Annotated in this window: 23 protein-coding genes; 16 read left to right on the top strand and 7 right to left on the bottom strand. The window is 45.7% G+C overall.

Annotated features, from left to right (window positions below):
• The first annotated feature begins 118 nt into the window (after positions 1-118).
• Both CW370_RS17425 and CW370_RS17420 read left to right on the top strand, forming a co-directional pair.
• Entirely contained in the window at positions 119-1,084 is a 966-nt protein-coding gene (locus CW370_RS17425; RefSeq protein ID WP_024572029.1) for an L-lactate dehydrogenase, read from the top strand.
• Positions 1,085-1,115: 31 nt separating this feature from the next.
• Positions 1,116-2,741, top strand: a complete 1,626-nt coding sequence (locus tag CW370_RS17420) for an L-lactate permease (protein WP_003246465.1) — start codon at positions 1,116-1,118, stop codon at positions 2,739-2,741.
• A 43-nt stretch (positions 2,742-2,784) separates the two neighbouring features.
• Here CW370_RS17420 and bmr3 read toward each other — a convergent pair whose 3' ends face one another.
• Positions 2,785-4,323, bottom strand: a complete 1,539-nt coding sequence (bmr3, locus tag CW370_RS17415) for a multidrug efflux MFS transporter Bmr3 (protein WP_003234681.1) — start codon at positions 4,321-4,323, stop codon at positions 2,785-2,787.
• A 112-nt stretch (positions 4,324-4,435) separates the two neighbouring features.
• Here bmr3 and CW370_RS17410 point away from each other — a divergent pair, with 112 nt between their 5' ends.
• The 3 genes from CW370_RS17410 (at position 4,436) to CW370_RS17400 (ending at position 6,434) form a co-directional block, all read left to right on the top strand.
• Positions 4,436-4,900: a MarR family transcriptional regulator gene (locus CW370_RS17410; protein WP_003246360.1), complete on the top strand. Its 465-nt coding sequence runs from the start codon at positions 4,436-4,438 to the stop codon at positions 4,898-4,900.
• 73 nt (positions 4,901-4,973) lie between these two features.
• The gene (locus CW370_RS17405; RefSeq protein ID WP_003246469.1) at positions 4,974-5,603 is read left to right on the top strand and encodes a LysE family translocator; all 630 of its coding nucleotides are present in this window, start codon (positions 4,974-4,976) and stop codon (positions 5,601-5,603) included.
• Positions 5,604-5,672: 69 nt separating this feature from the next.
• Positions 5,673-6,434 carry a YqcI/YcgG family protein gene (locus CW370_RS17400; RefSeq protein ID WP_101169857.1) on the top strand — a complete coding sequence of 254 codons (762 nt, stop codon included), beginning with the start codon at positions 5,673-5,675 and terminating at the stop codon, positions 6,432-6,434.
• A gap of 4 nt (positions 6,435-6,438) precedes the next feature.
• Here the strand turns inward: CW370_RS17400 and CW370_RS17395 are convergent, their stop codons facing one another.
• On the bottom strand, positions 6,439-7,779 hold the full coding sequence (locus CW370_RS17395) for an amino acid permease (RefSeq protein ID WP_024572720.1): 1,341 nt from the start codon (positions 7,777-7,779) through the stop codon (positions 6,439-6,441).
• A gap of 129 nt (positions 7,780-7,908) precedes the next feature.
• Here CW370_RS17395 and CW370_RS17390 point away from each other — a divergent pair, with 129 nt between their 5' ends.
• Entirely contained in the window at positions 7,909-8,505 is a 597-nt protein-coding gene (locus tag CW370_RS17390; protein ID WP_003246345.1) for a DUF1989 domain-containing protein, read from the top strand.
• A 129-nt stretch (positions 8,506-8,634) separates the two neighbouring features.
• Positions 8,635-9,453 (top strand): ammonia-dependent NAD(+) synthetase, encoded by an 819-nt coding sequence (nadE, locus tag CW370_RS17385; protein WP_003246440.1) that lies wholly within the window; start codon positions 8,635-8,637, stop codon positions 9,451-9,453.
• A 49-nt stretch (positions 9,454-9,502) separates the two neighbouring features.
• Here the strand turns inward: nadE and tmrB are convergent, their stop codons facing one another.
• A complete protein-coding gene (gene tmrB, locus CW370_RS17380) occupies positions 9,503-10,096 on the bottom strand; it encodes a tunicamycin resistance ATP-binding TmrB (protein ID WP_029317205.1) in 594 nt (197 codons plus the stop codon).
• 277 nt (positions 10,097-10,373) lie between these two features.
• Between tmrB and CW370_RS17375 the strand changes: the two genes are divergently transcribed.
• A complete protein-coding gene (locus tag CW370_RS17375; protein WP_019712415.1) occupies positions 10,374-10,934 on the top strand; it encodes a shikimate kinase in 561 nt (186 codons plus the stop codon).
• A 27-nt stretch (positions 10,935-10,961) separates the two neighbouring features.
• On the opposite strand, the gene CW370_RS17370 is transcribed toward CW370_RS17375, so the two are convergent.
• Positions 10,962-11,723, bottom strand: coding sequence for a class I SAM-dependent methyltransferase (locus CW370_RS17370; protein ID WP_024572108.1), 762 nt, complete (start codon positions 11,721-11,723; stop codon positions 10,962-10,964).
• Between the two features lie 117 nt (positions 11,724-11,840).
• Between CW370_RS17370 and CW370_RS17365 the strand changes: the two genes are divergently transcribed.
• The 7 genes from CW370_RS17365 (at position 11,841) to putR (ending at position 20,307) form a co-directional block, all read left to right on the top strand.
• On the top strand, positions 11,841-12,815 hold the full coding sequence (locus CW370_RS17365) for a LysR family transcriptional regulator (RefSeq protein WP_024572107.1): 975 nt from the start codon (positions 11,841-11,843) through the stop codon (positions 12,813-12,815).
• A 71-nt stretch (positions 12,816-12,886) separates the two neighbouring features.
• Complete coding sequence (cah, locus tag CW370_RS17360) at positions 12,887-13,843, top strand: cephalosporin C deacetylase (RefSeq protein WP_024572106.1); 957 nt, start codon at positions 12,887-12,889, stop codon at positions 13,841-13,843.
• Between the two features lie 83 nt (positions 13,844-13,926).
• Positions 13,927-14,709: a nucleotidyltransferase domain-containing protein gene (locus tag CW370_RS17355; RefSeq protein WP_101169856.1), complete on the top strand. Its 783-nt coding sequence runs from the start codon at positions 13,927-13,929 to the stop codon at positions 14,707-14,709.
• A 189-nt stretch (positions 14,710-14,898) separates the two neighbouring features.
• Entirely contained in the window at positions 14,899-15,810 is a 912-nt protein-coding gene (gene putB / locus CW370_RS17350) for a proline dehydrogenase PutB (protein WP_003246421.1), read from the top strand.
• Between the two features lie 16 nt (positions 15,811-15,826).
• The gene (gene pruA / locus CW370_RS17345) at positions 15,827-17,374 is read left to right on the top strand and encodes an L-glutamate gamma-semialdehyde dehydrogenase (protein WP_101169855.1); all 1,548 of its coding nucleotides are present in this window, start codon (positions 15,827-15,829) and stop codon (positions 17,372-17,374) included.
• A 90-nt stretch (positions 17,375-17,464) separates the two neighbouring features.
• Entirely contained in the window at positions 17,465-18,919 is a 1,455-nt protein-coding gene (gene putP, locus CW370_RS17340) for a sodium/proline symporter PutP (protein ID WP_072173908.1), read from the top strand.
• A 152-nt stretch (positions 18,920-19,071) separates the two neighbouring features.
• Positions 19,072-20,307, top strand: a complete 1,236-nt coding sequence (gene putR / locus CW370_RS17335) for a proline utilization transcriptional regulator PutR (RefSeq protein ID WP_003234651.1) — start codon at positions 19,072-19,074, stop codon at positions 20,305-20,307.
• A 36-nt stretch (positions 20,308-20,343) separates the two neighbouring features.
• Here the strand turns inward: putR and CW370_RS17330 are convergent, their stop codons facing one another.
• The 3 genes from CW370_RS17330 to CW370_RS17320 form a co-directional block, all read right to left on the bottom strand.
• The gene (locus CW370_RS17330) at positions 20,344-21,201 is read right to left on the bottom strand and encodes a TIGR03943 family putative permease subunit (protein WP_101169854.1); all 858 of its coding nucleotides are present in this window, start codon (positions 21,199-21,201) and stop codon (positions 20,344-20,346) included.
• Positions 21,202-21,205: 4 nt separating this feature from the next.
• Positions 21,206-22,090: a permease gene (locus tag CW370_RS17325; RefSeq protein ID WP_080262607.1), complete on the bottom strand. Its 885-nt coding sequence runs from the start codon at positions 22,088-22,090 to the stop codon at positions 21,206-21,208.
• 99 nt (positions 22,091-22,189) lie between these two features.
• Positions 22,190-23,044: an alpha/beta fold hydrolase gene (locus tag CW370_RS17320; RefSeq protein WP_024572103.1), complete on the bottom strand. Its 855-nt coding sequence runs from the start codon at positions 23,042-23,044 to the stop codon at positions 22,190-22,192.
• Between the two features lie 160 nt (positions 23,045-23,204).
• Between CW370_RS17320 and ffoR the strand changes: the two genes are divergently transcribed.
• Positions 23,205-24,215, top strand: coding sequence for a ferredoxin--NADP(+) reductase (ffoR, locus tag CW370_RS17315; protein WP_024572102.1), 1,011 nt, complete (start codon positions 23,205-23,207; stop codon positions 24,213-24,215).
• The last annotated feature ends 14 nt before the right edge of the window (positions 24,216-24,229 follow it).

The raw sequence follows: 24,229 nt of genomic DNA, 5'->3' as shown, positions 1-24,229 counted from the left end.
CATAAATCAGACAAAACTTTTCCCTTGCAAAAGTTTGTGAAGTGTTGCACAATATAAATGTGAAATACTTCACAAACAAAAAGACATCAAAGAGAAACATACCCTGGAAGGATGATTAATGATGAACAAACATGTAAATAAAGTAGCTTTAATCGGAGCGGGTTTTGTTGGAAGCAGTTATGCATTTGCGTTAATTAACCAAGGGATCACAGATGAGCTTGTGGTCATTGATGTAAATAAAGAAAAAGCAATGGGCGATGTGATGGATTTAAACCACGGAAAGGCGTTTGCGCCACAACCGGTCAAAACATCTTACGGAACATATGAAGACTGCAAGGATGCTGATATTGTCTGCATTTGCGCCGGAGCAAACCAAAAACCTGGTGAGACACGTCTTGAATTAGTAGAAAAGAACTTGAAGATTTTCAAAGGCATCGTCAGTGAAGTCATGGCGAGCGGATTTGACGGCATTTTCTTAATCGCGACAAATCCGGTTGATATCCTGACTTACGCAACATGGAAATTCAGCGGCCTGCCAAGAGAGCGGGTGATTGGAAGCGGCACAACACTTGATTCTGCGAGATTCCGTTTCATGCTGAGCGAATACTTTGGCGCAGCGCCTCAAAACGTGCACGCGCATATTATCGGAGAGCACGGCGACACAGAGCTTCCTGTTTGGAGCCACGCGAATGTCGGCGGTGTGCCGGTCAGTGAACTCGTTGAGAAAAACGATGCGTACAAACAAGAGGAGCTGGACCAAATTGTAGATGATGTGAAAAACGCAGCTTACCATATCATTGAGAAAAAAGGCGCGACTTATTATGGAGTTGCGATGAGTCTTGCTCGCATTACAAAAGCCATTCTTCATAATGAAAACAGCATATTAACTGTCAGCACATATTTGGACGGGCAATACGGTGCAGATGACGTGTACATCGGTGTGCCGGCTGTCGTGAACCGCGGAGGGATCGCAGGTATCACTGAGCTGAACTTAAATGAGAAAGAAAAAGAACAGTTCCTTCACAGCGCCGGCGTCCTTAAAAACATTTTAAAACCTCATTTTGCAGAACAAAAAGTCAACTAACCGCAACTTTAGAGTAAAGGGCTGATTGTCAATGTGGGAGCAGTTGTATGATCCGTTTGGAAACGAGTATGTGAGCGCACTTGTGGCGCTCACTCCGATTCTCTTTTTTCTTTTGGCTTTAACTGTTTTGAAAATGAAAGGCATTCTTGCGGCATTTCTTACCCTAGCCGTCAGTTTCTTCGTCTCCGTTTGGGCATTTCATATGCCGGTTGAAAAAGCGATTTCTTCTGTTTTGTTAGGAATCGGGAGCGGGCTGTGGCCCATTGGCTACATCGTCCTGATGGCGGTGTGGCTGTATAAAATCGCAGTGAAAACCGGGAAATTTACCATTATTCGGTCCAGCATTGCCGGCATTTCGCCTGACCAACGATTACAGCTATTATTAATTGGTTTTTGTTTTAACGCGTTTTTAGAAGGCGCGGCCGGTTTTGGTGTTCCGATTGCGATTAGTGCGGCGCTGCTCGTCGAACTTGGTTTTAAACCGTTAAAAGCGGCAGCGCTCTGCTTGATTGCAAACGCCGCCTCCGGAGCCTTTGGGGCGATCGGGATTCCTGTCATCACAGGGGCGCAGATTGGTGATTTGTCTGCTCTTGAGCTGTCTCGGACATTAATGTGGACACTGCCGATGATCTCATTTTTAATACCATTCCTGCTTGTATTCTTATTAGACCGAATGAAAGGAATCAAACAGACATGGCCCGCTCTTCTGGTTGTGAGCGGTGGGTATACAGCGGTTCAGACACTGACAATGGCGGTGCTCGGGCCGGAATTAGCAAACATTTTGGCGGCCTTATTCAGCATGGGCGGGCTTGCCCTCTTCCTCCGCAAATGGCAGCCGAAAGAGATTTACCGCGAGGAAGGGGCCGGCGATGCTGGTGAGAAAAAGGCATACCGTGCCGCTGACATTGCGAAAGCGTGGTCTCCATTCTACATTTTAACTGCGGCGATCACCATCTGGAGCCTTCCTGCCTTCAAAGCGCTTTTCCAAGAAGGCGGGCTGTTATATCAATCAACGCTCCTGTTCAAAATGCCTTTTCTGCATCAGCAAATTATGAAAATGCCGCCGATTGCGCCATCTGCCATGCCGTTAGATGCAGTCTTTAAAGTTGATCTGCTGTCAGCGACTGGTACAGCGATTTTAGCGGCGGTCATCGTGACAGGGCTGTTCAGCAAAAAGTTCTCCTCTCGGGATGCCTTTGCTTCCCTGAAGGAGACAGGAAAAGAGCTGTGGGTGCCGATAATGACGATCTGCTTCGTGATGGGGTTTGCCAATCTGGCCAACTTCGCAGGGCTCAGCTCTTCAATTGGGTTAGCATTGGCGAAAACAGGAGACCTGTTCCCGTTTGTCAGTCCTGTTCTCGGCTGGATTGGCGTGTTCATCACCGGTTCTGTTGTCAGCAATAACGCTTTGTTCGGCCATTTGCAGGTTGTCACCGGAGCGCAGATCGGTGCGGGTTCTGACTTGCTGTTAGCCGCAAATACGGCGGGCGGTGTCATGGCGAAACTTGTTTCTCCTCAATCTATCGCCATCGCTGCCGCAGCGGTCGGCCAAACAGGCAAGGAATCTAAACTGTTTAAAAGGACAGTGGCGTACAGCCTGATTCTGTTATTGATCATTTGTATATGGACGTTTATTCTTGCAAGATTAGGAGTGTAATAGAAAAAAGCAGTACATGCCCAGCATGTACTGCTTTTTTATGTTAATTTGCTTTCTTTGTCATTTCGGCTGTTGTTTTTACTCTGGCTTTTCCCATAAACAAAATGGTAACCGCCGCGAGGACAATTGGAATCAAAGCGAGCAAAAACACATACGTAATACTTGATGACATCGCGTCAATAATGCGATTCAGGATCGCATCAGGAATCTGGGAACGTGTTCCCGCTTGGAATATCTCTTGCGGGTCGCCAATATTTTGCGCAGCACCTGATCCCGCTGAGCCTTTCATACCGCTGAAGGCGTCGCTCAGCTTGTTCGTGAATACGTTTGTTTGCACCGTTCCGAAAATGGTGACGCCTAAGGTCATGCCAAATGATCGCAAAAATGAATTTGTAGAGTTTGCCGTTCCCCGAAAGCGAGGTTCAAGATCATTCATCGATGCCGCCGGCAGCAGGGAGAAGTTAAAGCCTACACCAAAGCCTGAAATCATCATAAAGACTGTCAGCCATACCCGTGCTGTGTCAGGCGTCATATTGGAAAGAAGCAGCATGCCGATAAAGAAAGCTATAACAGATATCAGCATCAAATTGCGGAAGCTTGCCTTCGTTTGGAAGATCCCGCCGATCATGCTTCCGATGACTGATCCAATCATCATCGGCGTCAGAATGAAGCCCGCGCTTGTCGCCGAGCTGCCGTAGACCGCCTGAACGAAAATCGGAATAAATACCGCTAAAATAATAAATGTTCCGCCATACAGGAAAGCGAGAATCTGTGCTGTGGCAAACAAGCGGTTCTTAAACATCCAGAAAGAAATAATCGGCTCTTCTGCTTTTCTCTCCACAATAAAAAAGGCAATGAAGAAAACGGCGAATACAATAAACAGCCCGATGATCTGAATGGAATTCCAATCGTATGTTTTGCCGCCAAGCTCAAGGGCGAACATCAGGCATACAATGGATACGACTAAGGTAATCGCGCCGCCCCAGTCTATTTTCTGCTTTCTGTGCTCCAGAGATTCTTTGTAGTAGCGAATAATGAAAAACAATGACAATGCGCCGATCGGCACATTGATGTAAAACACCCAGTGCCAGCTGATCGAATCTGTAATGATCGCGCCTAAGAGCGGACCAAGAACACTGGATAATCCAAATACAGCACCGAACATGCCGGACATTTTTCCGCGTTTTTCCGGCGGAAACAAATCAAAGATAATGGTAAAGGCAATCGGCAGGAGCGCGCCGCCTCCGATCCCTTGAATGGCCCGGAAGATGATCAGCTGATTCATCGTCTGGGCAATCCCGCATAAAGCAGAACCGATTAAGAAAAAAATAAGTCCAAACAGGAAAAAACGTTTTCGGCCGTACATATCGGAAAGCTTGCCGTAAATCGGCATGCCAGCCATAACCGCCACCATATAGGATGCCGTCACCCAGGCAAATTTATCGAAGCTTCCAAGATCGGCTACGATATTGCCCATCGCGGTGGCAACAATCGTATTGTCCATTGCAGACATCAAGATGCCCAGCAGGAGACCGAGGACCACAAATTTGGTGGAAGCCTGTTTTGCTGTTGTTGTGTCCATTTGTTCTACCTCCTCTTACTTTTCTATGTAAGTTCTGATATCATGATAATAGTTTGATTGTTGAATATCTCGATTATCAAGATAAACTCGATTTTATAGGGAGGACTGTCAGTTGTCAACAAGAAATTCCAGAAGTGAGTTGGAAAAGACTGCTGTTCAGCTTTTTCGAAAACTGGGCACAAGAACGGTTCTGTTTCATCAGGCAGCCGCTCAAGCTCTCGGTCTGTTTCCCACCGATTTGAAATCAGCTGACATTTTAAATGAAGCAGGGCCGATGACGGCCGGAGAACTGGGGAAAAAAACCGGCCTCAGCACGGGGTCAGTCACGGCGCTTGTTGACCGGCTGGAAAAAGCGGGGTATGTGGCTCGTGAAAAGGACCCGAACGATCGCAGGAGAGTCGTAATCGTCCCTTTGACTGCTTCGAAAAAACATATAAAGGATTTGTTCCGTCCTCTGTCTGAGTCAACGATGGATTTGTGCCGCGAATATACGGAAGAGGAGCTGGAACTCATTTTCAGTTTTGTAGGCAAAGCCGCCGATATTATGGAGGAAGAGCTTGAACGTCTGAAACAGTAAGTGAATTTGTGCATAGCTTGGCCCGTTCCCGAATAAATTGTACAAGTTACATAAGAGAAGGGAGTACGGGCCGGTGAACATTTTTTTGAGCTATATTGTGCTGGGACTGTCCTTGTCTGCGCCTGTGGGGCCAGTGAATGCGGCGCAAATAGACAAAGGAATTAAAAACGGTTTTTGGCATGCATGGATTTTCGGTTTAGGCGCCATGACAGCGGATGGGCTGTACATGCTTTTTATCTATTTCGGGCTATCGCAGTTCTTGACCGCTCCATTTGTGAAAACGTTTTTGTGGCTGTTCGGCTTTTTTGTCCTGACCTATACCGGAATTGAAACGCTGAAAAATGTCAGAGAACCGATGGATGTGCGAAGCTCGCGGGGGAAACCGTCATACAGGAAAACATTCGCATCGGGTTTTCTCATTTCATTGTCAAACCCATTGAGCATCCTTTTTTGGCTTGGAATTTACGGAAGCATTCTTGCGAAAACAGCAGAGGCCTACAATATGAATCAGCTTCTAATCTATAGCTCCGGCATCATGATCGGCATTTTAATCTGGGATTTCTGCATGGCTATCACAGCCAGTACGTTCAGAAACCTGCTTCATGAAAAGCTATTGAGAGGATTGACCGGAATCGCCGGTGTATCCCTCCTTGTGTTTGGCTTTTACTTTGGTTATCAGGGCATCAAACAGTTATTGGGCTGATTCATGAAGGACAGTCACCTGCCGCTTCCAGTTTTAATATAGTATCCAGATGATACTGGAGGTGGATCAATGGTGAATGGGATTTACACCAAAAGTTTTCTGGAACGTATTCAGGAAGAGCTTCCTGAATGGCAAAGAATCGCTTTTGAACTGCTGGCAGAAACTCTGGCGGACGACGCGGATACGTTTCCATGCATTCCCGGACGCCAGGCGTTTCTGACTGATCAGCTTCGGATTGCTTTTGCCGGAGATCCGCGGGAAAACCGTACAGCGGAGGACCTGGCTCCGTTGCTTGCGGAGTACGGCAAGATATCGCGGGACACGGGAAAATACGCATCCCTCGTTGTGTTGTTTGATACACCGGAAGATTTGGCGGAGCATTATTCGATTGAAGCGTATGAAGAGCTGTTTTGGCGCTTTTTAAATAGACTGAGTCATCAAGACGAAAAAGAATGGCCGGAAGACATTCCGGCCAATCCTGAGCATTATAAATGGGAGTTTTGTTTTGACGGCGAGCCGTATTTCATTCTGTGCGCTACACCGGGGCACGAGGCAAGAAGAAGCCGGAGCTTTCCTTTTTTTATGGTCACGTTTCAGCCAAGGTGGGTGTTTGATGACCTAAATGGATCAACTGCATTTGGCCGTAACATGAGCAGGCTGATCCGATCTCGTTTAGAGGCCTATGATCAGGCTCCGATTCACCCGCAATTAGGCTGGTACGGAGGAAAGGATAATCGTGAATGGAAGCAGTATTTCCTCCGTGATGACGAAAAACAGGTATCGAAGTGCCCGTTTTCTTATTTAAAGAACATGTTCAACAAAATGAAATAAATAATCAAGGACTGGCAGGGCGATCTTTATGACCCTGCTTTTTTTGATAGATCATGGTCACGATGGCGATGATCACGAGAAAACCTATGCTGACGAAAAAACCGGGCCGGCTTGATTTTTCAAACAATGTACCGGACACAGCTGCAGCAATCAGAACCATCGCTAAATAAATTTGCGTTTTTCCCATGCCCTCGGGATCAGTCAGCTTTTTGCTGGAGAACAGGATAAACAGCCAAGTGTATAAAAGCATAAGCCCCGCAGCTGTTGTCATATGCTCATAAATGTTTTTAGGCAGCACTAACGACAGAATAATGGAGAGGACAAGCCCCGCAAACGTCAGCCCAAGTGCCGGCCAGCATATTTTTTTGCCTTCCTTTAGAGTAAAGCATTTCGGCGCGTCGCCGTCATCAGCCATTGTACAAAGCAATGTCGTAACGGCAAAAAGCGAAGCGACAAGGGTCGAGAACCCGGCGATGATGAAAATCCCGTTAAATATATCAAGGATGATCTCAAGGTTATATCCTTTTAATGACGTAATGAACGGACTGTCCTGTTCAGTAAAGGCGTGTAACGGAACCAAAAGCAGAGCCAGCCCGATTGAAATGATATAAATAATTGCCAGCGTCGCCAGCATCAGTTTCCCTGATTTAGACGCTTCCTCAGGTTTTTTTAAGTGAACCGCCATCAGCCCCATGACCTCAATTCCGCCAAAAGCGTAAAACGCGTAGATTAAACCTGTCCATAGCCCCATGGCGCCGTATGGGAAAAACTCACTCGTCTTATTTGGAACATGTATGCCATGATTTCCGCCGGACAGGATACCGCATAAAGCCAGGATGGCAATGACAATAAACATAAAAATAGCAGCTGTTTTAATGACTGCCAGCACGTTTTCTGTTTTTTCAAAGACGGACAGGCCGGTGAAAATAATAAGGAGCCCCAGTACCGCGTAGATTGAGGCAAACACCCATAGCGGCACTTGAGGAAACCAATGCTTCGTAAATAGCGAAATGGCTGTCAGCTGGCTTCCGGTAATCAGCATTTCTGATGTCCAGTACACCCAGCCGTTGCTGAAGCCTGCCCATTTGCCGAATGCTTTTCGGGCATACGCACAAAACGAACCTTTTTCCGGCTGCTTCGCCGATAGCTTGGCGAGCTGTTCAAAGACAAAATACGTACCGATCCCTGCGATCAGAAATGAAAGGAGAACGGAAAAACCGCTTTTTACAATTGCGATGCTGGAACCGAGAAAGAAGCCTGTTCCAATCGTGCAGCCGACTCCGATCAGTGACAGCTGCCACCAAGCCAGATTCCCTTTTGGCTGGTCTTTTTTTGTTTGGCTCATTATTTATTCAACCCCTTTTATCTAAGGTTAGATTGTGATCTGTCCGAAGCTTATATACATCGGATTTTTGCCTCTTTTTACATGGAGAAGGAAGCGGACGCTCATACTAATGAAAAAAGGAGCAAACCAATGACACAGCAATATATTGTGGAGCCGAAAAAAGGGCTGGGGCTGAAGCTGAAAAAGGGTCAGATTTTAAAGGTGGTTGATGTAGAAGGGCAGCAGGTGGCTGATTTTGTCGCATACCATGCCAAGGATTTTTATGAACACCTTGATCAGGGAGCGACGATAGACGCCAATCACTCCATTCATGTGAAGGTCAACGACCATCTCTACTCCAACCTGTATAAGCCGATGTTAACCCTGATTGAAGATACGGTCGGCAAGCATGATCTGCTGCTGCCGGCCTGCCGTCCTGATATGAACAGGCTCTTATATGGGAAGCAAAAGGATGAGTTTCAGGATACGTGCTATGACAATATGAACCGTGCGCTTGAGCAGTTTGGCGTACCGAAGCCTCACATGCATTACCCATTTGCGATTTTTATGAATACTGTCCTTGATGAGAAAGGGAATCTGTCTGTGGAAACACCGCTTTCGAATGCCGGAGATTATGTAAGGCTCAGGGCGGAGATGGATTTAATTGTCGCGTTTTCTTCCTGCCCGATTGAAAAAGGGAAATGCAATGGCGACAGTGTGACATCCATACGGGTTGAAGTCAGCTGATCTCTCTTGTTCACTGTGAATGAAGACCTGTGCTATATTTAATAGGGATACATAACAGGCATGATTCATTTTCATTGATTTGGGGAAATGATCAGTAACAAGGGAAAATGTACAGGAGGAATGATTGGGATGAGCATGCAGGAAAAGATTATGCGTGAGTTACATGTGAAGCCCTCAATTGATCCAAAGCAAGAAATTGAGGACCGAGTCAATTTTTTAAAACAATATGTAAAGAAAACCGGTGCTAAAGGCTTTGTATTGGGAATCAGCGGGGGCCAGGATTCAACACTTGCGGGAAGACTCGCTCAGCTTGCGGTGGAGAGCATTCGCGAAGAGGGCGGAGACGCTCAATTTATCGCGGTCCGTCTTCCGCATGGCACACAGCAGGATGAAGACGATGCCCAGCTTGCTTTGAAGTTTATTAAGCCGGATAAATCATGGAAGTTTGATATTAAATCGACAGTCAGCGCTTTTTCTGATCAGTATCAGCAGGAAACAGGCGATCAGCTGACTGACTTTAATAAAGGAAACGTAAAAGCAAGAACAAGAATGATCGCGCAATACGCGATCGGCGGCCAGGAAGGCCTGCTTGTGTTAGGAACAGACCATGCTGCTGAAGCAGTGACTGGTTTCTTTACGAAGTACGGTGACGGCGGAGCAGACCTCCTGCCGCTGACAGGCTTGACGAAGCGCCAGGGAAGAACCCTGCTGAAAGAGCTGGGTGCACCGGAACGCTTATACTTAAAAGAACCGACTGCCGATCTGCTCGACGAAAAACCGCAGCAGTCGGATGAAACAGAGCTTGGCATTTCCTACGACGAGATTGACGATTATCTCGAAGGAAAAGAAGTATCAGCGAAAGTATCAGAAGCGCTGGAAAAACGCTACAGCATGACTGAACATAAACGCCAGGTTCCGGCGTCTATGTTTGATGACTGGTGGAAATAAGTTAAAGAAAGCCCGCTCTCGGAGCGGGCTTTTGTCGTGTACAGAAGCTTTATTTGATGCGGATATGATTCAGCTTTACCATTAATCTGTCGGTGAACCTTCGGAGGCTGCCTCTCGTATCAGGATCTAATGGAAGTTCGGCTCTCGCGGCAATGTTCTCTGCCACATCCTGAATCGACAGGTTGTCTGTTTGAATGTGGTCCTCAAAAATAGGTGATGATAAACCTTCAACGCAGCGGTCAATTTGTTTGGCGGCCCAGGAGTTTTTTCCTTCTGCTCTGGTGCGCAGCCTTTTTAACAAGGTTTCCTTTGAAGCCATTAATGTAAAGTGGTGAACGATCCTCCCTTCATGTCTGAGCCTGCCGATGATCTCATTGAAGTATTCAGGATGTACAATCGTCATGGGCACAATAATGATGCCGCGGTATGTATCTGTCAGAGAAGCTAGCAAACTGTAATTGAACGCCCGCCATAAAGGATAGCTTTGAAAATCGTCCTTTGCGATCTCCTGCGGCACCATGGAGCGCAGCGCAAAACCCATTTTCTCGGGATCATACACGTAAGATGGTTTCAGCCTTCTGTGCAGTTCGAAAGCTGTTTGTGTTTTTCCGGAACCGAATGCCCCGTTTATCCAAATGATCATCGCCATTTCTCCCTTCCTATTTATCATACAGAAAAAGACCCTTCCATCGAAGAGTCAGCTGGAAAAACAATAAAGGCGGAAGGTTTTAATGCTTTTTTGCGTCGAAGTATTAAAATACCTGCAGAAATGTTGTACAATGAATGTCATTCAGGCAAAAATGGCTAAACAACAAAGCGCACTATAAGCTTGACCGGTAAAGCCGGTATCTATATAAATATTCGCTAAATAAGCATATAATGAATATAAAATTTCATTCCTTAGGAGGATTTCGCCGAAGATGAACGCTAAACGAGCCATCCCAGTAAGAGAAAGAAATATCGTCCTGATCGGATTCATGGGTGTAGGAAAAACAACAATCGGCCAATTGGTCGCTAAAAAATTATATAGAGATTTTATTGATATTGACCAAGAGATCGAAAAGGATTTCAATATGACAATTCCTGAGATATTTGAGAAAAAGGGAGAAGACTTTTTCCGGAAAACGGAGAAGGAATATATTTTAGACATCTGCCATCATAAACGATTCAAAATCGTATCTCTGGGCGGGGGATCTTTTAAACAAGAAGAAATCAGAAATTGCTGTCTGGAAAACTGTCTCGTGCTTCATCTGGACCTGTCATGGGAGAACTGGAAGCAGCGCGCGGATTTATTGATCGAAAGCCGCCCTGTACTGCATAACCGTTCAATGGATGAAATGGAACAGCTGTTTAACGAAAGAAAAGTCATTTATGACAAGCACAATTCAAAAGTGGCAACAGACAACCTTTCCCCGGAAGAGGTTGCCGATTACATTGTTGAGACATTAAAAATTGGCTGGGATCTTTATCAGCCGATGTAAAAAGCCGTGCGCAGCGCACGGCTTTTTTTATCGTTTTATCCCTTGTATCAAAATCGCTTTTAAACAAAAGGAGATGGGCTGTCCGTTTTGGTTCAATGTAATACAGAACGTGTCGCGTGCTTCGTCTGATGCGTGATTCAAGTGGGTAATGATTTGTTTTTCCCGGTCAGCGGGAGTTCCGCCTCGTTTGATCCAGCTATCGTATTGAATCGGCAAATTCCACTTTTGGATGTCTTGATAGGCCAGTTGATTGGCGCTGAACATCGCCTGCCATTCTGATAATGAGCTTTCTCGAACATGGGAAGGGTCTCGAAGCCGGTTCAAATGATTGACAAACTCATCAAGAATGGGATCTTCAGGCGCGTAATGATCAACTAAGAGAAAACGTCCGTCCTGTTTCAGTACGCGTGCAATCTCGCTGACAGCTTTGCGGACATCTGAAAAATGGTGGGCTGCGTATCGGCAGGTGATGATGTCAAATGAATCGTCGGGGAAGGGGAGTGACTCTGCCGTTCCTTGCTGAAAGCGTACGTTTTCAGCTCCTTTTTCTTGCGCGAAGGAGGACGCAACCTCAACCATCTCTTTCGTCGCATCAACACCGATGCACTCCTGTACATAAGGAGAAAATGCCAGGGCCGTATGGCCGGCGCCCGCTCCTATATCCAGCACTCGATGCTCTGCCCGGCATTCCGCTGTTTTGATCATCAACCCCAAATCTTCCCCCTCGGCAAATACCTTTTCATCCCGATACATCTCGGCGTTTTTAGAAAACGGTGTTTCATTAGTCATTTGAACCAGCTCCTTCTTTTCGTAAATGATGATATGGATTATGTTAGCAATTTCTGTTATGATTCGTCCAAGATATAAAAATGATGAAAACGATAGGTTCAACCTATGGAGGCTGAAATGGATATTAAAGTGATGGAATATGCAGCTGAAATTGCCCGGCACCAAAGCTTTACAAAGGCGGCGGAACATCTTCATATCGCACAGCCGTCTCTCAGCCAGCAAATCAAAAAGCTTGAGGCTGAGCTGGGGCTTACCCTTTTTCACAGATCCCATAGCTCTGTTACACTGACACCTCACGGCAGGCGTTTCATTGAAAAAGCCGAGGACATCATTCGTTCCAGAGATGATTTGCTTCGGGAAATGCAGGAGCGATCACAGGGAATCGGTCATAAATTATCCATCGGGATTCCTGCTGTAACAGGGAGATATCTCTTTCCCCCGCTGCTGAAGCAGTTTTTGGCGCGCTATCCTCATGTGGAGGTTCAGCTTGTTGAAAAAGATCCGGTTTCATTAGAGGAGATGACGGCAAAGGGAGAAGTTGACCTTTCTGTTTTATCCTTGCCGATCGAGGATGAACGGCTCTCCATTACACCCTTGCTCACGGAACCGGTTGTTCTCGCGGTGCCGAAGGAAAAACAAAGGTGGATGCCGCCGGAATTGGTCGCGCTGATTGAGAAAGCGCTGGAAGAAGATGAGGGACGCCAGCCGTGTGTGCCGATTGACATGGTAAGGAACGTGCCCTTTATTCTGTTAAAAGAAGGCTTCGGCTTTCGCAGGACAGTTCTCGATCTCTGTGCGGAAAGCGGCTTTAAGCCGAATGCTGCCTTTAAGACGAGCCATATTGAAACCGCCCAATCTCTTGTGGCTAATGGATTAGGTGTGACTATGGCACCGAATATGGTCAGAAGGGATAAAGATCCGGGTGTGATCTATTTATCGATTCAATCCGCGCCATCACGAACCCTCGTCTTTGTCTTTTTAAAGAACCGCTATGTCAGTCTGACGGCCCAGGCCTTTATGGAACTAAGCCGGGAAAGTCTTAAACAAACGTTTGATGAAGGCTGTCTGGGAAACAAAGATGAAAATATTTAGAAAACAAAGACGAAACGTGGTAGTATAGGAATACAAACTAAATCTTATAAAACAAAGGGGAATAATCGGAAATGCAACTATTCGATCTGCCGCTCGACCAATTGCAAACATATAAGCCTGAAAAAACAGCACCGAAAGATTTTTCTGAGTTTTGGAAATTGTCTTTGGAGGAACTTGCAAAAGTCCAAGCAGAACCTGATTTACAGCCGGTTGACTATCCTGCTGACGGAGTAAAAGTGTACCGTCTCACATATAAAAGCTTCGAAAACGCCCGGATTACCGGATGGTACGCGGTGCCTGACAAGCAAGGCCCGCATCCGGCGATCGTGAAATATCATGGCTACAATGCAAGCTATGATGGTGAGATTCATGAAATGGTAAACTGGGCACTCCATGGCTACGCCACATTCGGCATGCTTGTCCGCGGCCAGCAGAGCAGCGAGGATACGAGTATTTCACCGCACGGTCACGCTTTGGGCTGGATGACGAAAGGAATTCTTGATAAAGATACATACTATTACCGCGGTGTTTATTTGGACGCCGTCCGCGCGCTTGAGGTCATCAGCAGCTTCGACGAGGTTGACGAAACAAGGATCGGTGTGACAGGAGGAAGCCAAGGCGGAGGTTTAACCATTGCCGCAGCGGCGCTGTCAGACATTCCAAAAGCCGCGGTTGCCGATTATCCTTATTTAAGCAACTTCGAACGGGCCATTGATGTGGCGCTTGAACAGCCGTACCTTGAAATCAATTCCTTCTTCAGAAGAAATGGCAGCCCGGAAACAGAAGTGCAGGCGATGAAGACACTTTCATATTTCGATATTATGAATCTCGCTGACCGAGTGAAGGTGCCTGTCCTGATGTCAATCGGCCTGATTGACAAGGTCACGCCGCCGTCCACCGTGTTTGCCGCCTACAATCATTTGGAAACAGAGAAAGAGCTGAAGGTGTACCGCTACTTCGGACATGAGTATATCCCTGCTTTTCAAACGGAAAAACTTGCTTTCTTTAAGCAGCATCTTAAAGGCTGATAAATGTGAAAAGCCGCCGCATATCATCAGGCGGTTTTTTTCTGCAAACTGCCGGAATGAGAACAGACTGGAGACGAATAGATATGAAACAAAGAATCATTGATGAATTAAAACGGATCGAGCAGTCATACGGAGTCAAAATCGTGTATGCCGTCGAGTCAGGAAGCCGCGCATGGGGATTTCCCTCGCAGGATAGTGATTACGACGTCCGCTTTATTTATGTGCCGAAAAAGGAGTGGTATTTTTCAATTGAGCAGGAGCGTGATGTCATTGAGGAACCGATTCACGATTTGCTGGATATCAGCGGCTGGGAGCTGAGAAAAACGCTTCGGCTTTTCAAAAAGTCAAACCCTCCGCTCCTCGAATGGCTGTCCTCAGACATTGTGTATTATGAAGCATTTACGACCGCAGAGCAGTTAAGAAAACTGCGCACGGAGGCATTTAAGCCTGAAGCAAGCGTGTATCACTATATCAATATGGCGAGAAGGAACGTCAAGGATTATCTACAAGGACAAGAGGTCAAAATTAAAAAGTACTTCTACGTTCTTCGGCCTATTTTGGCCTGCCAATGGATTGAAAGGCACGGAACCATACCGCCAATGGACTTTACTGTTTTGATGAATGAACTTGTTGCTGAACCCGAGCTGAAGGCTGAAATGGAAACCTTGCTTGAACGGAAAAGAAGAGGAGAAGAGCTTGACCTCGAAGCAAGAATCAATGTTATTCACCAATTCATTGAAACGGAAATCGAAAGAATCATGGAAGCGGCAAAAGAACTGAAGGCAGAGAAAAAAGATATGACACCTGAGTTGAACCGTTTGCTTTTGAATACGGTTGAAGAAGTGTGGAAGGATGGAGGAAGCTGATGTTTTTTGTCGCTTCCTTTTCTCCTTTATTCGACAGAATCCCCCCCGACTTTCTAACTATCTGATTGTGGCAAACCCACAAAAATAATCAGAATCTTTGTATTTTGAGAATATTGTGAACGTCGGTTTTGTCCATTTACAATAAACTCATACAAATACTTCTTAGATTGCGGGGTGTTGAGGTTGGAAGTGATCACAAGAGATTTTTTCTTATTTTTATCCAAAAGCGGCTTTCTCAATAAAATGGCGAGGAACTGGGGAAGCCGGGTAGCAGCGGGTAAAATTATCGGCGGGAATGACTTTAACAGTTCAATCCCGACCATTCGACAGCTTAACAGCCAAGGCTTGTCAGTTACTGTCGATCATTTAGGCGAGTTTGTGAACAGCGCCGAGGTCGCACGGGAGCGTACGGAAGAGTGCATTCAAACCATTGCGACCATCGCGGATCAGGAGCTGAACTCACACGTTTCTTTAAAAATGACGTCTTTAGGTTTGGATATAGATATGGATTTGGTGTATGAAAATATGACAAAAATCCTTCAGACGGCCGAGAAACATAAAATCATGGTCACCATTGACATGGAGGACGAAGTCAGATGCCAGAAAACGCTTGATATTTTCAAAGATTTCAGAAAGAAATACGAGCATGTGAGCACAGTGCTGCAAGCCTATCTGTACCGGACGGAAAAAGACATTGACGATTTGGATTCTTTAAACCCGTTCCTTCGCCTTGTAAAAGGAGCTTATAAAGAATCAGAAAAAGTAGCTTTCCCGGAGAAAAGCGATGTCGATGAAAATTACAAAAAAATCATCCGAAAGCAGCTCTTAAACGGTCACTATACAGCGATTGCCACACATGACGACAAAATGATCGACTTTACAAAGCAGCTTGCCAAGGAACATGGCATTGCCAATGACAAGTTTGAATTTCAGATGCTGTACGGCATGCGGTCGCAAACCCAGCTCAGCCTCGTAAAAGAAGGTTATAACATGAGAGTCTACCTGCCATACGGCGAGGATTGGTACGGCTATTTTATGAGACGCCTTGCAGAACGTCCGTCAAACATTGCATTTGCTTTCAAAGGAATGACAAAGAAGTAAAAAAGGAGAGATTATCATGACAACACCTTACAAACACGAGCCATTCACAAATTTCCAAGATCAAAACAACGTGGAAGCGTTTAAAAAAGCACTTGCGACAGTAAGCGAATATTTAGGAAAAGACTATCCGCTTGTCATTAACGGCGAGAGAGTGGAAACGGAAGCGAAAATCGTTTCAATCAACCCGGCTGATAAAGAAGAAGTCGTCGGCCGAGTGTCAAAAGCGTCTCAAGAGCACGCTGAGCAAGCGATTCAAGCGGCTGCAAAAGCATTTGAAGAGTGGAGATACACGTCTCCTGAAGAGAGAGCGGCTGTCCTGTTCCGCGCTGCTGCCAAAGTCCGCAGAAGAAAACATGAATTCTCAGCTTTGCTTGTGAAAGAAGCAGGAAAGCCTTGGAACGAGGCGGATGCCGATACGGCTGAAGCGATTGACTTCATGGAGTATTATGCACGCCAAATGATCGAACTGGCAAAAGGCAAACCGGTCAACAGCCGTGAAGGCGAGAAAAACCAATATGTATACACGCCGACTGGAGTGACAGTCGTTATCCCGCCTTGGAACTTCTTGTTTGCGATCATGGCAGGCACAACAGTGGCGCCGATCGTTACTGGAAACACAGTGGTTCTGAAACCTGCGAGTGCTACACCTGTTATTGCAGCAAAATTTGTTGAGGTGCTTGAAGAGTCCGGATTGCCAAAAGGCGTAGTCAACTTTGTTCCGGGAAGCGGAGCGGAAGTAGGCGACTATCTTGTTGACCATCCGAAAACAAGCCTTATCACATTTACGGGATCAAGAGAAGTTGGTACGAGAATTTTCGAACGCGCGGCGAAGGTTCAGCCGGGCCAGCAGCATTTAAAGCGTGTCATCGCTGAAATGGGCGGTAAAGATACGGTTGTTGTTGATGAGGATGCGGACATTGAATTAGCGGCTCAATCGATCTTTACTTCAGCATTCGGCTTTGCGGGACAAAAATGCTCTGCAGGTTCACGTGCAGTTGTTCATGAAAAAGTGTATGATCAAGTATTAGAGCGTGTCATTGAAATTACGGAATCAAAAGTAACAGCTAAACCTGACAGTGCAGATGTTTATATGGGACCTGTCATTGACCGAGGTTCTTATGATAAAATTATGAGCTATATTGAGATTGGAAAACAGGAAGGGCGTTTAGTAAGCGGCGGTACTGGTGATGATTCGAAAGGATACTTCATCAAACCGACGATCTTCGCTGACCTTGATCCGAAAGCAAGACTCATGCAGGAAGAAATTTTCGGACCTGTCGTTGCATTTTGTAAAGTGTCAGACTTTGATGAAGCTTTAGAAGTGGCAAACAATACTGAATATGGTTTGACAGGCGCGGTTATCACAAACAACCGCAAGCACATCGAGCGTGCGAAACAGGAATTCCATGTCGGAAACCTATACTTCAACCGCAACTGTACAGGTGCTATCGTCGGCTACCATCCGTTTGGCGGCTTCAAAATGTCGGGAACGGATTCAAAAGCAGGCGGGCCGGATTACTTGGCTCTGCATATGCAAGCAAAAACAATCAGTGAAATGTTCTAAGCGGGACTAAATGGGCATCCTCCCTGCGGGGGTGTCCATTTCATCCATATACTATAAAAAAGAGGAGGAAGTGCCATAGAAAACACACAGCTGATTATTTCGATTTGTATTTATATGGCGGGAATGCTGCTAATCGGCTACTTTGCTTACAAGCGTACGTCGAATCTGACGGATTACATGCTGGGAGGACGCTCTTTAGGTCCGGCAGTAACCGCTCTCAGTGCCGGCGCTGCCGATATGAGCGGCTGGCTGCTGATGGGGCTTCCGGGCGCCATGTTTTCTACTGGTCTGAGCGGAGTTTGGATTGTGTTCGGACTTTGTCTTGGAGCGTGGGCGAACTGGCTTTACGTCGCACCGCGGCTGAGAACCTATACTGAAAAAGCGGGGAATTCCATTACAATTCCCGGATTCCTGGAAAATCGCTTCGGAGATCAAACAAAGCTTCTCAGACTGTTTTCGGGAATTGTCATTTTAGTCTTTTTCACGTTTTATGTATCGTCCGGCATGGTGTCCGGCGGCGTTTTATTCAACAGCATCTTGGGGATGGATTATCACACCGGCCTGTGGATTGTGACAGGTGTTGTTGTGGCATATACCCTGTTTGGCGGCTTTTTGGCAGTCAGCTGGACAGATTTTGTTCAGGGGATCATTATGTTTGCCGCACTCATTCTTGTGCCGATCGTTACGTTTTTCCACACGGGAGGAGCAGGTGATACAGTTGCTGAAATCCGCTCTGTAGATCCTGATATGTTTAATATTTTCAAAGGAACGAGCGTCCTTGGCATTATTTCTTTGTTTGCCTGGGGGCTGGGATACTTTGGCCAGCCGCATATTATTGTGCGTTTTATGGCGATCACGTCTGTCAAAGAGATCAAAAGAGCGCGCAGAATCGGGATGGGCTGGATGATTTTGTCTGCAGTAGGCGCAGTGCTGACCGGTTTGGGCGGAATCGCTTATTACCATCAGCGGGGCATGACACTGAAGGACCCTGAGACGATTTTTATTCAGTTAGGGAATATCTTGTTCCATCCGATTATCACGGGTTTTCTGATTTCAGCGATTTTGGCCGCGATTATGAGTACAATTTCTTCCCAGCTGCTTGTGACATCAAGCTCTCTGGTAGAAGATTTGTATAAGTCGATGTTCAGACGCTCAGCTTCAGATAAAGAACTGGTGTTTTTAGGCCGTCTGGCTGTTCTGGCTGTTTCAATTGTCGCGTTGGTTCTGGCTTGGGAGAAAAATAACACCATCCTTGGATTGGTCAGCTACGCGTGGGCGGGCTTCGGTGCATCATTCGGGCCGGTTGTACTGCTCAGTCTGTTTTGGAAACGAATGACCAAATGGGGGGCACTCGCCGGCATGATTGTGGGAGCAGCGACTGTAATCATTTGGGCGAATGCCGGTCTTTCGGACTTTCTGTATGAAATGATACCTGGTTTTGCTGCGAGTCTATTATCTGTCTTTTTTGTCAGCATATTGACGCAGGCTCCGTCACAAGCTGTCACAGACCAGTTCAACGACTACCAAGATACAATGTCGCAATAAAGATCGAAAGGAGGAGGAAGGGGCTGTCCCTTTTTCCTCTTTTCTCCTTTTAAGCGGCCATTTTTTTCTTTTGGAAACAAACGTATTTTTTTCTATACAAAAAGACCCCGTATGGATATGATTAAAGTAAAAAAAGTATAGGAGAAAAAGGTATGGAAGAGCTTTTAGAGAGAGTTTTTTCATTTTCAGATGTTGATAAGCTAATTGATTTTATTAGCTATGAACTGCAAAAGCCAGTGATACTGGAAAGCGCGGATTTCTTTTTGTTAGCCTATAATTCTTACTATATTAACCATTTTGATTCTGCCAACCAGCAGACTATTTTTTCGAAAAAGTGTCCGGTCCAGATTTTTGAGAGGTTTCTGAAGGACGGAATTATTGAAAAATTGAAAACAGAGCCTGAGCCTTTTCGCGTCAATAAAATTGAAAGCATCGGGTTAAACCAGAGGGTGGTCGTGAGTGCAAAGCACAAAGGGGAAGTCATGGGCTACATCTGGATTCAGGAGCTGGACCAAAATCTGACGGATGAAGAGCTCGACTTTTTGTACGAGACCTCCTTCCATGTCGGGAAAATCATTTATAAAACGAATAAATTGAAACAGGAAAAGGAAGAAAAAGCAGAGGATCTCATCAAACGGGCGATCTATCAGCAATTTACCTCTGAGAAGGAACTCAGACGGGAAGCTGAAAGGATCAACACCGTGCTGCCTTCCATGTTTTCAGTTGTTATCCTGCACGCCGCAAATGGGGATGGGGAAGCGGTTGAGGATCTAAAGGAAAATATCAGGTCGTACCTGAATTTACGGGATAAGGTCAGTCATGTCTTAACGATCGAATCAAACATTGTCATCGTCGTAGCGAGTTTTTCCCAAAAAAGCTCCGTCTCCTCAGCAGCTTCTGAGTTTATTAACAAGCTGTTAACACATTTTCACTTTCAAAAAATACCTACCCCTATTTATATCGGTATCGGAAACGAATATAATCACCTATTAAAACTTGGCAAGAGCTACACAGAAGCACTTGAAGTCATCAAAGCCGCAGAAATCACCGGCAATCAGGAAAACATTCCATATGAATATGCCAAACTCGGCATTTACCGTTATTTAGAAAGCATCGAACAGAAAAATGAATTTTTAGAATACGAGAATAAAGATTTAGCTTTATTAAAAGCGAAAGACGAAGAAAGCAGCACTGAGCTGCTCAAAACCTTGGAAATCTATCTCCTCAACAACTGCAAAACAAAACCAGCGGCAGAACAGCTGTTTATTCACCAAAATACATTGAATTACCGCATCAAACAGATTACTGAGATGACGTCGATCGATTTAAGCGATTTCAGAACGCGGTGCCAGCTCTATCTCGATTTGATGCTGATGAAAAAGAAATAAAAAAGAAACCAGTACTTGTACTGGTTTCGTCTTCACTTAAAATCCTCTGTAAACATACGGATCATCAGGTTTTTTAATGGTATTCCAGTCAGTTACTTTGACGACAGGGAGAGTTGACTTGAATGGCTGGTAATATTCTGAGGCCAGAGTGCCCTTAATGTGAATCCATTCATCATCCTTGATGTCCATGTCCTTCGGAAATTCCACAAGCATCCCGTACACGCCGGAATCAGCGATACAGTGAATGATGCCAAACCTTAATACGAACAGCTGATTTTTGTTAATAGCGTTTCCTTTGTAAGCAAATCCATGAAATTCTATCGTCCGTCCGAGAAATTCACCCGGATAGTTATAGATGGTTTCCATTCCTTTTAGGAAATCGTCATCGGTCAGAGAAATCTCTTTTTTGCTGGAATACTTATTAAACAGCTGTTTCATTTGTTTGTCATAGCTGTCTTGCGCGTAATAAAGGCTGGCATCAGGCCGCAAATACTGTGTTTGGGAGTAGTGATCTCCGCTCTCCATCGCCTTAAACGAGAACCCTTTTGTTTTGACAATGGATGAGTCAAGCGTTGCAATCGGGAAGAAGATGCCTGACACCAAAGGAAAAAGAAAAACAATATAAATCAAATAACGCTGATAAAATGGCTTGTTTTGTTCATGGTCATGCTCGTGATCATGGCCGCACCCGCAATCATGGTCATGGTGATGCCCGCTTTTTTCAGGCGACTTGATAAATAGGTACGCTTGAACGGCGGTCAGAATAGCCAGCAGGAAGATCGCAATAAAGGACAGATAGGAATATTTCATATTGATATATTTTGTTAGATTTCCTGAGGCATGCAGATGATAAAAGAAAAACGTAAATCCCATCAGCACCAATAGACGAAACACCCAATCACCCCTTTACCAGTAGTGATCCCGCTAAAACAATCACGACAATGTATGTAATCAGCAGGAAAACAAATCGTTTTTTGAAGGCCGCAAGCATCATCAATAGATTCTTAATATCCACCATTGCGCCAAAGACGAGAAAGGCGATTAACGATCCTAATGAAAATGTGCTGCTGAAGGAAGACGCGATGAACGCATCAACTTCTGAACAAAGCGACAGGACAAACGCCAGACCCATCATCACGAGGGAAGAGGATACATCATTCTGCCCGATCGCAAGCAGAGTGGATGTTTTGACATACGTCTGCATAGCGGCTGCGATAAAGGCGCCGATGATTAAATATTTTCCCACGGAGAAAAATTCATCAATGGCATGCCGCAAGGTCCCGCCCAGTTTTTGGAGCAAGGTGCCGTGATGATGATGGTGGTGCCCGGGTTCATCAGGCTTTAAAAGCTGGTTATCCTTAAATTGATAGGATAAGATGACCCCGATGATCAGCGAAACGGCGAGAGCCAGTCCGCCTCTGTAAAAGACAACGCTCCATCTATTCCCGAACGCAATATAAGTAGAAAATAAAACGATAGGATTAATGATAGGCGCGGTCAGCATGAAAGCAACGCCCGCATGCAGAGGAACTCCCTTTAACAGAAGCCGCCTCGTAATCGGGATGATGCCGCATTCGCAGGCGGGAAATAAAACGCCGGCCAGCGCACCGAATAAAACGGCGAGAAAACGGTTTTTCGGTATGATTCTTGCAATCATTTCTTCAGAAACAAACATTTGAATGATTCCGGAAAGTATGACGCCAATCAGAATAAACGGAATGGCTTCTATTAAAATGCTGATAAAAATAGAATTCAGCTGAAGAAAAGATGATTGTGCTGTCACAATAAAACCTCCGCTCATGTTAAGCTGCCTTTCTTATGATACCAGAAAAAAAGGCACTGCTTGTTTGACGGAGGAGGGGAAAGGATCGTTTCACTTTGGTTAGGATTCCAAAAAGCCGAGTAGGATACTGTCTGTTTCTGCAGCTTCTTTTCCGAGCCAAATCAGGTGTCCCCATGAGTGAAGCAAACAGAGAGCAGCGCCACGAATGTGCTCTTTTGCATGATGTGCATGTGACAAGTCAACCAATCCATCATAAACACTTTGCATAATCAGCACGGGACATATGATGGCTTGCAGGTCTTTTAAAGAGACAGCGGCGGTTTGTGACAAGTCAATCAGAAATCCTTCACCCGAGCGCTGCCGGCTGTTCATTTTCCGAAATGCTTCTATGTCTTTTTCATTCATCAAGGACTTGATTCGCTGAAACGGAATCGTGCTGAATTGGGGGCTCATAGCTCGAAACATCAAACGCGGGAAAGCGTTATTCAAAGAAGAAATCAGCTTCCATATCCACTTTTCCACCGGCGGGCGGAAGAGAATTCTCCCCAATTTATATTCAGTGTCTTTTGGGGTGAGCCACTCTTTGGTGACCGCGGATTGCAGAGTCAATGTATTTACTCTTTCTGGATAATGTGAGGCAAAGCATATGCCGCTCGGCCCTCCTGCTGAGATGGCGATCACATGGACACTGTCGATTTGTAAATGATCTAATAATTTCACATAGAAACGGCAGGCGTTGGCAAGACTTTTTCCAATTTCTTTTGACGTTCGTCCATAGCCAGGCCTTGAAGGCGTAATGATGGAATACCCTTGCTCAATCAACGCTGTGTATCCGAATTCCTCGTAACAATTTGAATGCCCGCCATGCATGACAAGGATCGGGGTTCCCTTGCCTGTCACAGAATATTCTAGTGTACTGCCATCGAAGGTGATCGTTTCGACTCGTCTTTTCATCTGTTTCACCCATTTGTTTTTTGCCTATTATAGAGTTTTCAGCAATTGACCACAAGGAGAAGAAATGAATAAACAAAGGCCCTTGAAATATGATATACTTTGTATTGATATTCATTCTCAATTAAAACTTTGATATAGATGTGAACGGGAGGCAGGACGGATGGCTGAGAATCAAGAGGTATATGACGTTACGATTATAGGCGGGGGGCCGATTGGGCTGTTTACTGCTTTTTACTGCGGGATGCGGGAGCTGAAAACAAAGGTAATCGAATTTTTGCCGAAGCTCGGAGGGAAGGTGTCTTTATTCTTTCCTGAGAAAATCATTCGCGATATCGGCGGCATACCGGGGATTGCGGGAAAGCAGCTGATCGAGCAGCTGAAGGAGCAAGCGGCAACGTTTGATCCTGATATCGTAATGAATCAGCGTGTGACCGGGTTTGAACGCCTGGATGACGGCATTATTGTACTGACGGGTTCTGAAGGGGAAAAGCACTATACAAGAACTGTGATTTTGGCTTGCGGCATGGGTACGCTTGAGGTCAATGAGTTTGACAGCGAGGATGCGGCCCGATATGCGGGCAAAAATCTTCATTATGGAGTGGAGAAGCTCGATGCGTTTAAAGGGAAGCACGTGGTGATATCAGGCGGCGGAGATACTGCGGTCGATTGGGCTAATGAGCTGGAACCGATTGCGGCGTCTGTGACTGTCGTTCATCGCCGCCAGGAATTCGGAGGAATGGAAAGCAGCGTGACGAAAATGAAGCAATCATCGGTGCGGGTGCTTACTCCTTATTGTCTGGAGCGGCTGAGCGGCGATGAAGAGCGCATCAAAAGCGTGACGATTTGTCATACTGAATCAGGCCAAAGGGAAGATATAGAGGTTGATGAGCTGATCATTAATCATGGCTTCAAAATTGATCTCGGGCCGATGATGGAGTGGGGGCTGGAGATTGAAGAAGGCAGGGTGAAAGCTGACAGACATATGCGAACGAATCTTCCGGGCGTGTTTGTGGCGGGCGACGCGGCTTTTTATGAAAGCAAGCTGAGATTAATTGCCGGCGGCTTTACCGAAGGCCCGACAGCAGTCAACAGTGCTAAGGCTTATTTGGATCCTAAGGCTGAGAATATGGCGATGTATTCAACCCATCATAAAAAATTGGTACATAAATAAAACAGCCCTTGGGG

This window comes from Bacillus sp. SN32 (assembly GCF_002837495.1).
Taxonomy (GTDB): Bacteria; Bacillota; Bacilli; order Bacillales; family Bacillaceae; genus Bacillus; species Bacillus subtilis.
Note: the sequence above shows the minus strand (reverse complement) of the source record. Positions and strands in the feature narration are given on the sequence as shown.